The following is a 14,639-nucleotide window of genomic DNA, read 5'->3' as shown; positions in this document are numbered from 1 at the left end:
GGAGCCTTTATGGACGTTAAAGACAAAGTCATTGTAATCACTGGTGGTGCGAGCGGTATTGGCGCAGCACTTGCGCGGCTTTTTGCAGCGGAAGGTGCAAAATTTGTTGCACTTGCCGACATGGATGAGGCTGGTGCCAAAGCCGTGGCGAGTGATATAGGGGGCGCGGCGAAAGCCTACAAGCTTGACGTGGCGGATGAGGCGGCTGTTGAGGCATTTGCGCGGGCCGTTGAGGCTGATGCAGGGCCGATAGACCTCTATTTCTCAAACGCGGGCATCATTTTTTCTGACGCGCCGGACTGGACCGTTATCAGCCAGTCAAACGAACAGTGGCAAAAAATATGGGAAGTGAACGTGTTTGCGCACATCCTCGCGTGCCGTGCGGTTCTTCCAAGCATGCTGAAGCGTGAAGGTTGCGGCTTCATTGTAACCGCGAGCGCGGCGGGCCTTTTGAGCCAGATTGGTGACACAAGCTATTCCACCACTAAACATGCAGCAGTTGGCTTTACGGAAAGCTTAGCGATCTCTCACGGTGATGATGGTCTCTATGTGGGGTGTTTATGCCCGCAGGCTGTTGTTTCCAAGATGACGGCGGGCGCGGAAAACAGCTCAGCTGCGGGCGATGGTGTGATGCCAGCGGAAGAGTTTGCTTCCCGTGTGCTTAAAGGCATGCGGGAAGGGCGGTTCATGATCCGCCCGCACGACCAGGTAGAGGGATATTTCCTCAACAAAGCAAAAGATTATGACCGCTGGGTTGGTGGCATGCGCAAGTTTCGCCGCCATCAGTTGGAAACCACGGGTCGGCCAATTTAAGGGGGATGTGAAAAATGGATTATACCAAACTTATGGACTTTAGCGGCAAGGTCGTCTTCGTGTCCGGTTCATCCCGGGGGATTGGTGAAGCAATTGTTCGCGCTTTCGCGGCCAACGGCGCGAAGGTTATCGTTTCCTCACGCGATCAGGAAGCATGTGAGAAAGTGGCCGCCAGTATTAATGAATATGGCGGGGACGCAAAAGCCAAAGCCGCTCACGCTGGTAAGATGGATGACGTGCAAGCGGTGTTTGACTGGATCAAAACCGAATACGGCAGGCTTGATGTGCTGGTGAATTGTGGTGGCACTAACCCGTTCTACGGCAACATCGGCGATACCCCCGAGCCGGCGTTCGACAAGACGATTGACGTTAACCTCAAGGGGCCTTTTTACTTGTCCGCCGAGGCAGTGAAGATGATGAAAGTCCAAGGCGGGGGCGCTATCGTGAATGTGGCCTCTATCAACGGTATTTCGCCCGGCCATCTGCAGGGCATCTATTCGATGACCAAATCTGCCATGATCAATATGACCAAGGCTTACGCGCGCGAGTATGGCCACGATGGTATCCGCGTTAACGCCATATGCCCCGGTTTGGTGGATACCAAAATGACAGCGGTTTTCACCTCTAACGAAGATATGTTGTCCAAATATACCAGTCAGTTCCCAATCCCGCGCGCAGGCAAGCCGGAGGATATGGTGGGCGGCGTGCTGTATCTGGCATCTGACGCTGCGGCCTTCACCACTGGCACGACGTTGGTGATGGACGGTGGTTGGACTGCATAGGGGGCGTTATCGTGACAGAAGAACTGAATAAAACCGTACAGGTTCGTGAAGGTGAGGAACTGGACGCACAGGTGATCGATAAGATCATCAAAGACCGTATTGGTGGGCTTGAGGGCACACCAACTATCAGGCAATTTGCCAGCGGCCATTCCAACCTCACTTACTCAATTCAGTATGGAAACAAGAATTTCGTTCTAAGGCGCCCGCCTTTTGGTACGCGCCCAAAATCTGGCCATAGCATGATCCGCGAATTTAGCGTGATGAATGGCTTGAAACCAACGTTTCCGGCTGTGCCAGAGACCTATTTCCATATGACGGAGGAAGAAAGCCCATTGGGCGCTGAATTCTACGTCATGGAGCAGGTGGATGGCCGCAAATTGGACCGGACTATCCCTGAAAGCTGGGGTTTTGGTGAAGAGGAGGGGCGCAAGCTATGCCTCTCGTTCTTCCATAAACTGATCGAGCTTCATAAGGTCGATTTTAAAGCCGCAGGCCTCGCTGATTTTGGCAAACCGGAAGGGTATGTCGAGCGACAAGTGATGGGTTGGAACCGCCGATATGAGAAGGTTATCACTGATGATGTCGAGAGCTTTGAAGACGTGCGTAAGTGGCTTGACGCCCATATGCCATCTGGTGAGGTTGGGCATTCTGTACTTCACGGCGACTACCGGCTCGATAATGTGATCTTGTGCGAAGAAAATCCTTTTGAAATCAAGGCAATACTTGATTGGGAGATCAGTGCGCTTGGTGATCCGCTCATGGACCTTGGCAACACTTTGGCATATTGGTCCCAGCGCGGCGACCCGGAAGACATGATCAGGATGTGCATGCAGCCATGTCTTGCGCCTGGCATGCTAACCCGTGAAGAAATTTGCGAGATTTACGCGAAAGAGACTGGCTATGACCTGGCCAAGTTCGACTATTACCTAGTTTACGGTGTGTTTCGTTTGGCGGTGATTTTGCAGCAAATTTACTATCGCTACTATCACGGGCAAACCAAGAACAAGGCTTTCGCAGGTTTTGGTGTGCGCACGAACCAGATTGGTAATTATGCACGGTATTTGATTGAAAAGTCTAATATCTAACGCTTCATCTGCTGCTCACGCTCGGATAATGCATCATGATGCAACTCATGGTGCATTTTATTTACCTTTGTGTGATCAACTGTTTTTGAAGAAGGGCTTAACGGATTCGTTTGATCCGAAGGGGCCTTCCTGTTTATGTTTGGTGCACTAAGGCGGGTGGGGCCCGACTGAGGGGTAATATATTGGCAGAGAAACTAGCGTTTTCGCTCGCGCTTGACCTGATGTTCAATGGTCAGGATATGGATTATTGCGAGCGTCCGATCAGCCTTTCCATCATTGATGAAATGGCTATGTTCCAGGATCTTCCAAAACGCGCCAACGTGGGCGTTGTTGCGGCAGGAGGTGGGCGCCTTGTGCGAACACTGGCGGAGCGAGGCTTCACCGTCGATGCGTTTGAGGGTCGCCATGAGTGCGCTGAGCATCTTGAGCGGGTTTTCTTGACATCAAAAGCTGTAAGGGTCTTGCCAGCTACTCAACTGGAAGACCCAACAAGGCGGGAAAAGTTCAACTATGACGCGCTCTTTTGCATGGATGACCTGCGCGCTTTTCGGGAAGATCAGGAGTGGACAGAACATGTTCAGCAAATGGTCAAGCCAAATGGCTATTTTGTCTATTCGCAGGTATCAAACAACCTGCCGACCAAGAGGAATACACTAACCAAATATTTTGACCTTGCAGGAAACTACAATGTCTCGGAGGAGACATCCCACCTCGTGCGGGAAAGTTATATGGAGCTCGCTGACTGGAGCCCGGATGAAAGTCAGAAACGCACCGCGATAGAAGCACTGGATATGGTGAAGGTTGGTCGTCAGTTAAGGCGCAGCATTCGCGACGGTGTTGAGGTACGTTACGTGGTGTGGCGCAAAAAGAGTGCTCAGAAACCCCAGTTGAAGAAACCAGTGGGTAAATCAAAAATATGGCCAGCGGATTAAGCTGGCCACCCGGTTTTAATCTTCTTTTTTCATACGTAGCAGCGCTTCTTGCGCTGTGGAGGCTAACAAGCGCCCCGCGCGGTCATAAAGCGCGCCACGGGCAAGGCCTCGGCCTTTGCCGGTCCAATACCCGTCAGTGCGGTAAAAAATCCAATCGTCAACGCGGAAGTTTTCGCGGTGAAACCACATGGCATGGTCGAGACTGGCAACGGTTTTGAGCCGAGGATCCCGTGGGATCATGGCGTGGGGCCGAAGGTTCGCGGACAGGAAGGCAAAGTCGGAGATATAGGCCATCAGCCTGCCGTGCAGGGCTTGGTCACCGGATATCTCTTCCTTCAACTTGAACCAATAGCCTGTTTCCGGGCTTTTTGGGGCCGGGTTTTCCAGGTCCATCCTGTCAATCGAACGCATCTCAAACGGCATGAAGGGCTTATCTTTGGGTTGTTTGCCAAAGGCGCGAAGCACTCGAGCGTAATAAGCTTCATCGTCTTCAAGATCTTCCGGCATTGGCACTTCTGGCATGTCGATCTGGTGTTCAACACCACTTTCCCCCACATGGAAGGAGACCGAGATCGTGAAAATTGCCTCACCGTTCTGGATGGCAACAACTCGGCGGGTGACAAAGCTACGGCCGTTCCTGATAGGGTCCACGTCATAGATAATGGGCTGACCAGCAATGCCGGGCCTTAGGAAATAACAATGCAATGAGTGTAGCTTGTAGGCGGGTTCAACCGTCAATGTTGCAGCTTCCATCGCCTGCGCGAGAATATGGCCACCAAACACATGTTTGTTGGGCCAGTCGTTTGGGTCGCCACGAAACAGGAGGTTATCCAGCCGCTCTATAGCAAGCGCGTCAATGATCGGTTGTACCGTGTTCATAAATCCTCATGGGGTAGGGATAACTTTTGGGGTTTAATCCCGGAAACTTGGGTCAAGCCTGTCCATCTTACGTAAAATAGCAGGCCAGACAAAATTATCTGCACCATTGGCACCAGCGACGACCTGCACGTCCCGCACCGCGTTGTCGAGTGAGCTTTTGCTGGGTGCATGCAATGGCACCCCCGTTGCTTGCGTCAGCACCTGAATTTTACAGGCCTTCTCAAGGAAGAACATCAGTTCAAAGGCTTTCGCAACGCTGCTGCCCGCTGTGAGAGTGCCGTGGTTGCGCAAGATGAGTGCGTTTTTGGTGCCCATATCGGCAACCAGGCGCTCTTTCTCACCATCATTTACGGCAAAGCCTTCATAATCATGATAGGCAACGCTCATCCATGGTGGGATAGAGCTCTGGCAAATCGGCAGCAAACCATTTTTTTGATTGGAGACGGCGATGCCGTAGTCTGTGTGCAGATGCAGTACACACATGGCGTCGTCTCGCGCTTCATGGATAGCGCTGTGGATGACAAACCCAGCGGCGTTGGGAATGAAGGGTGTGTCCATAAGCTGCTTGCCGCTCAGGTCGACCTTCACAAGACTTGAGGCGGTGATCTCTTCGAACATCAGCCCTAGCGGGTTGATAAGGAAGTGATGATCTGTACCGGGGATGCGGGCGGAAATATGGGTATAGATCAGGTCGTCCCAGCCCAAATGCGCCACCATACGATAGGCGGCAGCAAGGTTGACCCGTGTTTCCCATTCTGTGGCGGACACTTTGTCCTTCACTGAACCAATATCCAACATTCCAGGTTTCGCCATGTTCCCCTCCTGATCAAAACACGAAAGATAGCCTATGAGTTTTGGCTATCCAGAATAAAAAGTAGAGCAAATTATACTGACGTCCAAAGGCGAATAGAAATTAGCTACTTAATCGGGTTTGGTATCGCTCTTGCGGCTGAAGAACGTGCGAACCGTACCGCGACTAACTCCCGCGACGGACTGTAGAGCCAGCGGCGCGTGCGGGTGGGTCTCCAACTCATTCCAGTCAATGTTGCGGAAGCGAATAATCAGAAGCGTGGCTTTGATCAGGTAATCGGCAATGATAACCGAGTACATTGCTTCAACCGGGCCGCCAAGTGCGCGTACTATAAAACCGATAGAGAGTCGCCCCACGATCATGCCTGCAAACGTGACGTAGAGCGGGAAGCGGGTATCGCCTGCACCGCGAAGGGCGCCACCAATTGCAAACTCAATCGCCATTAGGGGCTGTACCAGCGCGAGGATAAGCACAAAAAACTCCGTATGGGCCCGCACTGTCTCATCGGTTGAGAGAAGTGCCGCGATAGGGCCACGAAAGCAAAAGGTCAGAATCGCAAGCAGCGTCATGCCAAGCACGGCAAGGCGTGTGGCGGCCCAGCCGCTCGCGATTGCACCCTCTGCATCTTTTGCTCCCAGCCGCTGCCCCGCGAGAGTGGCGCTCGCAGTCCCGAACCCAAGCCCGACAACTATGGTAACGCTGAGGACGGTGATGCCAATGCCGTATGCTGCAAAAGCTGCAGTGCCGTAGCTTGAGAGCAACATCATAAACAGGAGGAAGCTGACCTGGATGAGAATTTGCTCAAGCGCGGCTGGTGTGCCGATAGAGACCAATATTCCCACACGGCGCCGATCAAGGGCTTCGTTCAGCTTGGGTGTAAGCGCATAGCTGTTCATTAGCCAGCGCGCAGCAAACCACAGTACCACGGCAAGCTGGCCAGTAGCTGTGCCCCAAGGTATGCCTGAAACTCCCATTTCAGGCAGGCCGAGATACCCATGAACCAGAACCAACGATCCAAGCACGCTGAAAAGCGTACTGACTGCCGTAAACCTCAGGGGGCGGATGACATCACCAATCGCCCGAAAGGCTGTCGCCACCGTCATCATCAGCGCAAAAACCACATTCAGCAGGCTGGCCGGGCGAATATAGTCCACAGCCAGCGCCTCAGTATGCGGGTCCAGGCCGAAGAGATGAACAATATTGGGGGCGAAAAGATATGTAATGGACCCCAGAAACAGGGAAATGAGCGCCGCGAGCACAAGGGAGCTTGTGGTGGCAGCGGATGCTTCTTCACCGTCGTCACCGCCCCACGCACGCGCCACAACTGCTGTGGTGGCAACAGAAAGTGCCATGGCTGCTGCCATCAGAAGAAAATGCACGCGTCCCCCTGTTACAACGGCCGCACTGGCCTCCCTGCCAAAGGGAGCCACAATCCACAGATGAGCGAACGAGATGGATACCATCAGGACGTTGCTGATGATATTCGGCCCTGCAAGGTTCCAGACAGTTTTATATGAGAAGGCCGCCATATGCTCTCGTGCTCGGGTGTTTTGCCAGAATGGCAGCTTAGCGGAATGAGTTAGGGCAATTTTTTGGTCTGGCTAGAGTGCCGGGGGAAATATCGCACGAGTGCAAAAGAATAAGCACAATCTTCACTTGTCAGCCTTGAATAGAGGGGAAACCGCCTTACTCCTTACCATTAGCTTTTCAGGCAGACGTAACGTCCTGCGCTGGAACGTCGGCTCCGGGAAGAGCCGAAGGGAGAATGGAGAGGGGTATCGTACCATGAGTGATTTGCAAGCTTTCCGCACCGAGACGCGCGAATGGCTGGAGGCCAACTGTCCGGCATCAATGCGTACGTCGATGAAGGGCGAGCAGGATTTTTGTTGGGGTGGCCGCAATTTCGTTTTTCAAAGCGATGATCAAAAGTTGTGGCTTGAGCGCATGGGCGCCAGGGGGTGGACTGTTCCAACCTGGCCCGCGGAATATGGCGGCGGCGGCCTCTCGAAAGAAGAAGGCAAAGTGCTTGCGGAAGAAATGCGCCGCATTAAGGCGCGCGTGCCGCTGGTATCCTTTGGCATCTGGATGCTTGGCCCAGCGCTTCTAAAGTTTGGCACGCATGAGCAGAAGCTTGAGCATTTGCCCAAGATTGCCCGCGGCGAAATTCGTTGGTGTCAGGGGTATTCAGAACCCAATGCGGGCTCAGACCTCGCGAGCCTTGCAACCAAGGCGGAAGACAAAGGCGATCACTATATCGTCAATGGCCAGAAGATATGGACTTCATACGCCGATAAGGCTGATTGGATTTTCTGCCTGATCAGGACCGATACCACGGTTAAGCATGAAGGTATCAGCTTTGTGCTTTTCGATATGGAAACAGAGGGTGTTTCCACCAAGCCCATCAAGTTGATCTCTGGAAATTCACCTTTCTGCGAAACTTTCTTTGATGACGTGAAGGTCTTGAAGAAAAATCTCGTGGGTGAGGAAAACAAGGGTTGGACTATCGCCAAATACCTGCTGACGCACGAACGCAGCAATATCGGCGACATGGGCGTGCCAACCCCTCTCAGTATGTTGGCGAAACAGAAACTTGGCGAGAAAGATGGTCAACTGCCAGACAGTTTGCTGCGGCACCAGATTGCGGAGCATGAGATAGACGCTGCGTCTTTCATGTTTACGCTTGAGCGGGCCAAAGATGCCGCGAAAGCGGGCGGTGATCAGGGTGCATTCTCTTCCGTTCTTAAAGGCTATGGCACTGAGCTCAATAAAGAACGCCATGAGCTTATCGTGAAGGTGAACGGCTCTGATGCGTTCGAGTGGGAAGGGCAGTTCTCCAACAATGGTGAGGTTGCGCGGTCCTGGCTCAGGACCAAAGGTAACTCGATTGAGGGCGGCACCACAGAAGTACAACTCAATATTGTTGCCAAGCGCATTCTTGGTTTGCCGAGTTAAGGGGGAGTTAGATCATGGCATTAGTACTGAATGAAGAACAACAGCTCCTCAAGGAATCTGCAGAAGGGTTTTTCAAAGAGAAGGCACCCGTTAGCCAGTTGCGTCGTTTGCGCGATGACAAAGACGAGCTTGGCTATTCGAAAGGCCTGTGGGCTGAGATGAGCGAGATGGGTTTTGCTGGCCTGTTGGTTGACGAAGACCACGGCGGCACAGCCTTTGGGTATGTAGGCGCGGGCATTGTCGCGGAAGCGATGGGGCATACACTTTCACCGTCGCCCTTTATGGCGAGCAGTATTGTCGCCGCGTCGGTAGTTGCCGCTGCTGGGTCTGAGGCTCAAAAAGCAGAACTATTGCCCGTGATTGCTTCAGGCGAATTGGTTGTCACCTTCGCAATTGATGAAGGAAGTCGCCATAGCCCGGAAGATGTGGCGCTTAAGGCTGAAAAAGCAGGGGACGGGTACAAGCTCAGCGGCTTGAAGACTTTTGTGCCAGATGGCAGTGGTGCGGACAAAATTCTTGTCCTCGCACGGACTTCCGGCGAGGCAGGTGAACGCGATGGTTTGAGCCTTTTTATTGTTGATCGTGGGGCAAAGGGTTTGATCATCGATTCTATCGTATCTGTGGATAGCCGAAATTGGACAAAAGTCACTTTTGAGGGTGTTTCACTGGATGGTAGTGCGCTTATCGGAGGCGAGGGCAAGGCTCTGGACACTGTTGAGCCGGCGCTTGACCGGGCACGGATTGTTGTGGCGGCGGAATTGCTTGGCATTTCACAGTATTGCTTCACCGAAACTGTTGAATATCTGAAGGAACGCAAACAGTTTGGCGTACCGATCGGTTCTTTCCAGGCTTTGCAGCATCGTGCTGCTGAGCTCTATGGGGAGATCGAGGTGACACGGTCAGCTGTCTTGAAAGCGCTCCAGATGGCAGATGCTGGCGGTGATGTCGCATGGTTTGCAAGTCTGGCTAAAGCAAAAGCCAGCAAGACTGCGGAGCTGGCCACGAACGAGGCCATTCAGATGCACGGCGGCATTGGTATGACCGATGAGTTCGACATGGGTTTTTACATTAAGAGAGCACGGGTATTGCAACATTTGTATGGTGATTTCAATTACCATGCAGACCGTTTTGCCCACCTCTCTGGATACTGAGGGAAAGATGGCCAGCATGTTTGACACGCTTCAACTACCCACAGTGGACCCGGACCTGCCGCTCGACCATGTTATTGGCTTGCTGACGCGCCCTGAGATGCCCTTCGCAATCCAGGAACTGGATATTGACGGAACCAAACACACAGCCTTTGTGAACCAGCCACCGAGCTTGCGGGACGCGTTCATGATGTTTCTGGGGCATGCAGACAGAGAATTCCTTGTCTACGGTGAAGACCGGTACACCTATGCGGAGACGATCACCATGGCGTCCCAGTTTGCACAGGCGCTTGCGGACGATTTTGGTGTCAAGAAAGGGGACCGTGTTGCGCTTGCAATGCGGAATTACCCTGAATGGCCAATCGCCTATATGGGCATTGTTGCCGCTGGCGGTATCGCGGTTTTGATGAATGCGTGGTGGACCGAAGAAGAACTTGCTTGGGCAATGGATAACTGTGGCGCCACGTTGGCGGTCACAGATGCCCCGCGAGCTGAACGGCTTAGACCCCTTGTGGAAAACGGTAGCATTAGAGTGATTGTCGCGAGGGACGCGTTTGATGGAAGCGAAGGGCTTTTCTCTTTCAGTGCGGCCCTTGAAGGCAAAAAGCCGATGGTTTGGCCGAGCGTAGACCTTGGCTCAGAAGATGACGCGATGATGCTGTATACTTCGGGCTCAACGGGATTCCCGAAAGGCGCGCTTTCGACGCATCGCGCCGTGGTTTCAGTATTGATGAACTGGGTATGCATCGCGCTCGCGCTCAAGATGCTTGGCCGGTTGAATATGGACCCGGACTTCCAGCCTGTCATGCTGGCTACCGTGCCATTTTTCCATGTAACAGGGCTTTTACCTGTTCTGCTTGTTTCCGCCACTTTGGGGCGAAAGCTCGTGCTGATGCATAAATGGGACGTCGAAGACGCGTTCAGGCTCATTGAGGCAGAAGGTGTTACCGGCATGACCGGAGTGCCAACTATGTCATTTGAGATGGCGTCATCACCTCTTCGGCATAAATTTGACCTGTCTACACTCGTCGACCTGGGCGGCGGCGGCGCAGCGCGCCCACCAGAACATGTTAAGCTGATCAAACAGGTGTTTCCGGAATCAAACCCGGGCATTGGTTATGGCCTCACAGAAACCAACTCGTTGGGGGCGGTGCTTTCGGCAGACGAATATATTGAAAGGCCGACCAGTACCGGCAAGCCAACACCGCCGCTTATTCATGTGAAGATTATTTGCCCGAATACGGGGAAAGATCAGCCCACCGGCGTGCCCGGTGAGGTTTGCATAAAAAGTGTTACCAACATTCGCAAATATTGGAACAACCCTGAGGCAACAGCACGTGCCTTCCGTGATGGCTGGTTCTATTCCGGCGATGTGGGCTACCTTGATGACGAGGGATATCTCTACATTGTGGACCGCTTGAAGGAGATCATTATCCGGGGCGGTGAAAACATCAGTACGCTTGAGGTGGAAGGCGTTCTGCACGGCATTTCAGGCGTGCATGATGTTATGGTGCTTAGCCTGCCGGACGAACGCATGGGCGAGCTTGTCGGTGCCGTTGTAAGCGCTGATAAAAATCTTACGGAAGAAGCACTTAAAGTTGAGGTGGGCAAACACCTTGCGGGCTTTAAAGTGCCTGAAAAAATCTGGATTACACACGAACCGCTTCCGGTCATTGCCTCCGGCAAGATCGATAGAAACGGCATCAAAACAGCATATCAGGACCTTTGGCGGTCTTCTGTGAAGTAAAGGGGAACATTATGTCGATGGATTTAGGGCTGACAAAACGGGGCGCAGAACTCAGAGAAAGAGTGCGCACATTTATCGATACATATGTTGTACCGGTAGAAGATGAATACCACCATGAGGTTGGCGGTACAGGTAACCGGTTCGAGTTTACGCCGCGTATGACAGAAATTCTGGAGAGCCTGAAAGAGCAGGCTCGTAAGGACGGGCTTTGGAATTTCTGGCTTACCGGTTCTGATGCGGGCTACGGCCTTACGACAGTTGAATACGCTTATCTGGCGGAAGAAATGGGGCGTTCCCAGCTCGCGGCGGAAAGCTTCAACTGTTCGGCGCCTGATACGGGCAACATGGAAGTTATTGAGCGTTACGGCACGGCTGAACATAAAGAAAAATGGCTCAAGCCATTGCTAGAGGGCAAAATCCGCTCAGCTTACCTCATGACGGAACCGGAAGTGGCGTCGTCGGACGCGACCAACATCGCCATGACCGCGGTTCTGGATGGGGACGAATACGTTCTGAATGGGGAAAAATACTGGGCCTCGGGCGCTGGTGACCCGCGCTGTGCCATATATGTAACCATGGTGCGCACAGACCCCGACGCACCCCGCAAAAACCAGCACAGCATGATTTTTGTCGACGCCAAAACACCGGGTATAGAGATACTGCGCCCGATGATGGTGTTTGGGCATGATGACGCGCCGCACGGCCATATGCACATTCGGTTTACGGATGTTCGAGTGCCGAAAGAAAACCTTGTGCTTGGTGAGGGGCGCGGGTTTGAAGTGTCTCAGGGCCGCTTGGGACCAGGCCGCATCCACCACTGCATGCGCTCCATCGGTGCAGCGGAGCGCGCGCTTGAGCTCCTGATCAAACGGTCACTTGCAAAAGAGGCGTTTGGCAAGCAGCTTGTCAAACTTGGCGCCAATTATGACATCATCGCGGAGTGCCGGATCGAGATTGAGATGGCACGCCTCTTGTGTCTGAAGGCCGCTCACATGATGGATACGGTCGGCACACAGGCTGCTCAGCCGTATATCAGCCAGATCAAGGTGGTGGCACCACGTATGGCGCTTAAGGTGATTGACGAAGCCATGCAGATGCATGGTGGACAGGGCATCAGCCAAGACTTCCCGCTCGCGAATATGTGGCACGGCCAGCGTACCCTGCGGTTTGCTGACGGGCCAGACGCTGTGCACCGCATGGTTATTGCGCGGACCGAGCTTAAAAAATACCGCTCGAACAGCGCGTAAGGGCACGAGATGGAACTGGGCACACTATTTGATATTAAAGGCAAAGTCGCGTTGGTGACGGGTGGAGGCTCGGGCATCGGCGCGATGGCGACTGAAGCGCTCGTTCGGGCGGGTTGTAAGGTTTATATTGCTTCCCGCAGGCTGGAGAGTTGCGAAGATGTAGCAAGTGAGCTCAATGCCGTTGGGCCGGGCGAGGTGATTGCCCTTCAGGCTGACCTATCAACAGCTGAAGGCACCGAAGGGCTGGCGGACGAGATCGCTAAGCGTGAAGGCAAGCTGGATCTTCTCGTCAATAACTCAGGTATGACATGGGGCGCTCCGTTTGAAGACTTCCCCCGTCAGAAATGGGATGACGTGTTCCGGCTAAATGTGACTGCGGTTGCGGACCTCACGCGCCTAGTGCTGCCACTGCTGAAAAAGGCTGGCACTAAAGATGACCCGGCAAGGGTGGTCAACTTGGGCTCCGTTGTTGGGACCCGGCCGGTCTCCAATAGCGCTTATTCCTACGGCGCATCGAAGGCGGCAGTGCATCATTTGACCAAAATACTATCTAACGAGCTCGCGCGTTTTCATATCACAGTGAACGCTATTGCACCCGGGCCGTTTCCTAGTCGCATGATGGCCTTTGTGACCGACGACGAAGAGCGCAGGCGCGCCGCAGAGGAGCGCGTACCGCTACATCGCTGTGGGGAACCGGAAGATGTGGCAGGTGTGCTCATCATGTTGTGCTCACGTGCGGGTAGCTATATCACAGGTGGCGTAATTCCCCTTGACGGCGGCATTTCCGCGCTACCTTAAGTTTGAAACTTTTTCATACGGGATCAGACAATGGCGATCATTGTAAATAAAGACAAAATTCAAGACTATATCGGTAAAGAAACGGGTGTATCTGATTGGTTTAAAATCGATCAGGAACGCATCAATGCGTTTGCGGACGTTACGCTCGACCATCAATTTATTCACGTAGACCCGGAGAAGGCGGCAAAGACTCCATTCGGAACTACCATTGCCCACGGGTTTCTGACCCTGTCGATGGCACCGTATCTGATGGCAGATGCTGCAATCGGCCTTGAAGGTGCTGTGATGGGCATCAACTACGGCTCAGACAAGGTGCGTTTTATGAGCCCGGTGAAGGTGGACAGCGAAATTCGCGCTCGTTCCAAGCTCTTGAGTGTAAGCGAAAAACCGGGGAACCGCTTCCTGTTGAAAACAGAACTGACAATGGAAATTAAGGGTGAGGAGCGCCCGGCGCTCATCGCTGAGTGGCTGACCATGCAGGTCCTGGCCAGTTAATAGAATAGTGTGGAGAGTGGAATGAGTATTCGGTTTGACGATCGTGTTGCAATTGTAACCGGTGCAGGTGGTGGCCTTGGCCGCACACATGCCCTTGAACTTGCCCGTCGTGGCGCTAAGGTTGTGATAAACGATCTGGGTGGTGACGTGCATGGTGTTGGTGGCTCCTCTGCTGCGGCAGAGGCCGTGGTTAAAGAGATCACTGACGCGGGCGGACAAGCCTTTGCGCACGGCGCCAACGTCACAAATGAAGAACAAGTTGCAGACATGGTGGCTAAAACCATGGAGAAATGGGGCCGGGTAGACGTACTGGTGAATAATGCAGGCGTGCTGCGCGATAAAACCTTCGCGAAAATGACAGTCGAAGACTTCAACTTCGTTGTTCAGGTTCATTTGATGGGCTCGGTCGTATGTACAAAAGCCGTGTGGGAGATTATGCGGGAGCAAGCCTATGGCCGCCTGGTTATGACGACATCTTCGTCGGGCCTCTACGGCAATTTCGGCCAAAGCAACTATGGTGCGGCAAAAATGGGCCTTGTTGGCTTTATGAACACACTGTGCCTTGAGGGTGCGAAGTATAACATTCGCGCGAACTGCCTTGCACCAATGGCCGCCACGCGCATGACTGAGGGCTTGTTGCCTGAGGCCGCGCTTAAATTGTCCACGCCAGAGTCAGTGACGGCTGGCCTGATCACGCTTTGCGACGAGGATGCGCCTAACCGCACGGTACTCTCAGCCGGGGCAGGTGGTTATGCTCGTGCTGTGGTTTACGAGACCGACGGCGTGTATCTGAAGCCAGACGATCAAACACCTGAGAATGTTCGCGCCCAGATGGGTAACATCAATAACCCTGAAGGTCAGCAAGAGCTGGTGCAGGGTGGGCAGCAATCAATGAAATTTATCGGAAAAGCCGCAGCAGCGCTCGGCATAAAAATGGGTTAAGGAGCAGT

The 14,639-nt window shown here is 53.3% G+C and carries 14 protein-coding genes; 11 read left to right on the top strand and 3 right to left on the bottom strand.

What is annotated here, in order from left to right:
• The first annotated feature begins 9 nt into the window (after window positions 1-9).
• The 4 genes from ACOOGA_RS01155 to ACOOGA_RS01140 all read left to right on the top strand — a co-directional run bounded on the left by ACOOGA_RS01155 (window position 10) and on the right by ACOOGA_RS01140 (window position 3,612).
• On the top strand, window positions 10-813 hold the full coding sequence (locus ACOOGA_RS01155) for an SDR family NAD(P)-dependent oxidoreductase (RefSeq protein WP_417460959.1): 804 nt from the start codon (window positions 10-12) through the stop codon (window positions 811-813).
• Window positions 814-827: 14 nt separating this feature from the next.
• Complete coding sequence (locus ACOOGA_RS01150; protein WP_417460958.1) at window positions 828-1,595, top strand: glucose 1-dehydrogenase; 768 nt, start codon at window positions 828-830, stop codon at window positions 1,593-1,595.
• An 11-nt stretch (window positions 1,596-1,606) separates the two neighbouring features.
• Complete coding sequence (locus ACOOGA_RS01145; protein WP_417460957.1) at window positions 1,607-2,680, top strand: phosphotransferase family protein; 1,074 nt, start codon at window positions 1,607-1,609, stop codon at window positions 2,678-2,680.
• Window positions 2,681-2,862: 182 nt separating this feature from the next.
• Window positions 2,863-3,612 carry a class I SAM-dependent methyltransferase gene (locus tag ACOOGA_RS01140; protein WP_417460956.1) on the top strand — a complete coding sequence of 250 codons (750 nt, stop codon included), beginning with the start codon at window positions 2,863-2,865 and terminating at the stop codon, window positions 3,610-3,612.
• Window positions 3,613-3,627: 15 nt separating this feature from the next.
• Here the strand turns inward: ACOOGA_RS01140 and ACOOGA_RS01135 are convergent, their stop codons facing one another.
• The 3 genes from ACOOGA_RS01135 to ACOOGA_RS01125 form a co-directional block, all read right to left on the bottom strand.
• A complete protein-coding gene (locus tag ACOOGA_RS01135; RefSeq protein ID WP_417460955.1) occupies window positions 3,628-4,491 on the bottom strand; it encodes an acyl-CoA thioesterase in 864 nt (287 codons plus the stop codon).
• A 33-nt stretch (window positions 4,492-4,524) separates the two neighbouring features.
• On the bottom strand, window positions 4,525-5,304 hold the full coding sequence (locus ACOOGA_RS01130) for a class II aldolase/adducin family protein (RefSeq protein ID WP_417460954.1): 780 nt from the start codon (window positions 5,302-5,304) through the stop codon (window positions 4,525-4,527).
• A 108-nt stretch (window positions 5,305-5,412) separates the two neighbouring features.
• A complete protein-coding gene (locus ACOOGA_RS01125; RefSeq protein WP_417460953.1) occupies window positions 5,413-6,831 on the bottom strand; it encodes an MATE family efflux transporter in 1,419 nt (472 codons plus the stop codon).
• Window positions 6,832-7,087: 256 nt separating this feature from the next.
• Here ACOOGA_RS01125 and ACOOGA_RS01120 point away from each other — a divergent pair, with 256 nt between their 5' ends.
• Genes ACOOGA_RS01120 through ACOOGA_RS01090 form a run of 7 tightly spaced genes read left to right on the top strand, consistent with a single transcriptional unit; the run spans window position 7,088 to window position 14,631 of the window.
• On the top strand, window positions 7,088-8,254 hold the full coding sequence (locus ACOOGA_RS01120) for an acyl-CoA dehydrogenase family protein (RefSeq protein WP_417460952.1): 1,167 nt from the start codon (window positions 7,088-7,090) through the stop codon (window positions 8,252-8,254).
• A 14-nt stretch (window positions 8,255-8,268) separates the two neighbouring features.
• Window positions 8,269-9,405: an acyl-CoA dehydrogenase family protein gene (locus ACOOGA_RS01115; RefSeq protein WP_417460951.1), complete on the top strand. Its 1,137-nt coding sequence runs from the start codon at window positions 8,269-8,271 to the stop codon at window positions 9,403-9,405.
• Window positions 9,406-9,412: 7 nt separating this feature from the next.
• Window positions 9,413-11,149 carry a class I adenylate-forming enzyme family protein gene (locus ACOOGA_RS01110; RefSeq protein WP_420429309.1) on the top strand — a complete coding sequence of 579 codons (1,737 nt, stop codon included), beginning with the start codon at window positions 9,413-9,415 and terminating at the stop codon, window positions 11,147-11,149.
• Window positions 11,150-11,160: 11 nt separating this feature from the next.
• Window positions 11,161-12,396 carry an acyl-CoA dehydrogenase family protein gene (locus ACOOGA_RS01105; protein WP_417460949.1) on the top strand — a complete coding sequence of 412 codons (1,236 nt, stop codon included), beginning with the start codon at window positions 11,161-11,163 and terminating at the stop codon, window positions 12,394-12,396.
• Between the two features lie 9 nt (window positions 12,397-12,405).
• Entirely contained in the window at window positions 12,406-13,194 is a 789-nt protein-coding gene (locus ACOOGA_RS01100) for an SDR family oxidoreductase (RefSeq protein ID WP_417460948.1), read from the top strand.
• A gap of 30 nt (window positions 13,195-13,224) precedes the next feature.
• Window positions 13,225-13,689, top strand: coding sequence for a MaoC family dehydratase (locus tag ACOOGA_RS01095; RefSeq protein WP_417460947.1), 465 nt, complete (start codon window positions 13,225-13,227; stop codon window positions 13,687-13,689).
• A 21-nt stretch (window positions 13,690-13,710) separates the two neighbouring features.
• Window positions 13,711-14,631: an SDR family NAD(P)-dependent oxidoreductase gene (locus ACOOGA_RS01090; protein ID WP_417460946.1), complete on the top strand. Its 921-nt coding sequence runs from the start codon at window positions 13,711-13,713 to the stop codon at window positions 14,629-14,631.
• Window positions 14,632-14,639: the final 8 nt, after the last annotated feature.

Source organism: Kordiimonas sp. (assembly GCF_965216265.1).
GTDB lineage: Bacteria > Pseudomonadota > Alphaproteobacteria > Sphingomonadales > Kordiimonadaceae > Kordiimonas.
The sequence above is the reverse complement of the archived record's forward strand: the minus strand, read 5'-3'. Positions and strand labels throughout refer to the sequence as shown.

Bases quoted from the DNA above. Each gene is read 5' to 3' on its own strand.
- ACOOGA_RS01155 (WP_417460959.1), top strand. From the start codon at position 10: ATGGACGTTAAAGACAAAGTCATTGTAATCACTGGTGGTGCGAGCGGT.
- ACOOGA_RS01150 (WP_417460958.1), top strand. From the start codon at position 828: ATGGATTATACCAAACTTATGGACTTTAGCGGCAAGGTCGTCTTCGTG.
- ACOOGA_RS01135 (WP_417460955.1), bottom strand. From the start codon at position 4,491: ATGAACACGGTACAACCGATCATTGACGCGCTTGCTATAGAGCGGCTG.
- ACOOGA_RS01130 (WP_417460954.1), bottom strand. From the start codon at position 5,304: ATGGCGAAACCTGGAATGTTGGATATTGGTTCAGTGAAGGACAAAGTG.
- ACOOGA_RS01125 (WP_417460953.1), bottom strand. From the start codon at position 6,831: ATGGCGGCCTTCTCATATAAAACTGTCTGGAACCTTGCAGGGCCGAAT.
- ACOOGA_RS01120 (WP_417460952.1), top strand. From the start codon at position 7,088: ATGAGTGATTTGCAAGCTTTCCGCACCGAGACGCGCGAATGGCTGGAG.
- ACOOGA_RS01115 (WP_417460951.1), top strand. From the start codon at position 8,269: ATGGCATTAGTACTGAATGAAGAACAACAGCTCCTCAAGGAATCTGCA.
- ACOOGA_RS01110 (WP_420429309.1), top strand. From the start codon at position 9,413: ATGGCCAGCATGTTTGACACGCTTCAACTACCCACAGTGGACCCGGAC.
- ACOOGA_RS01105 (WP_417460949.1), top strand. From the start codon at position 11,161: ATGTCGATGGATTTAGGGCTGACAAAACGGGGCGCAGAACTCAGAGAA.
- ACOOGA_RS01100 (WP_417460948.1), top strand. From the start codon at position 12,406: ATGGAACTGGGCACACTATTTGATATTAAAGGCAAAGTCGCGTTGGTG.
- ACOOGA_RS01095 (WP_417460947.1), top strand. From the start codon at position 13,225: ATGGCGATCATTGTAAATAAAGACAAAATTCAAGACTATATCGGTAAA.
- ACOOGA_RS01090 (WP_417460946.1), top strand. From the start codon at position 13,711: ATGAGTATTCGGTTTGACGATCGTGTTGCAATTGTAACCGGTGCAGGT.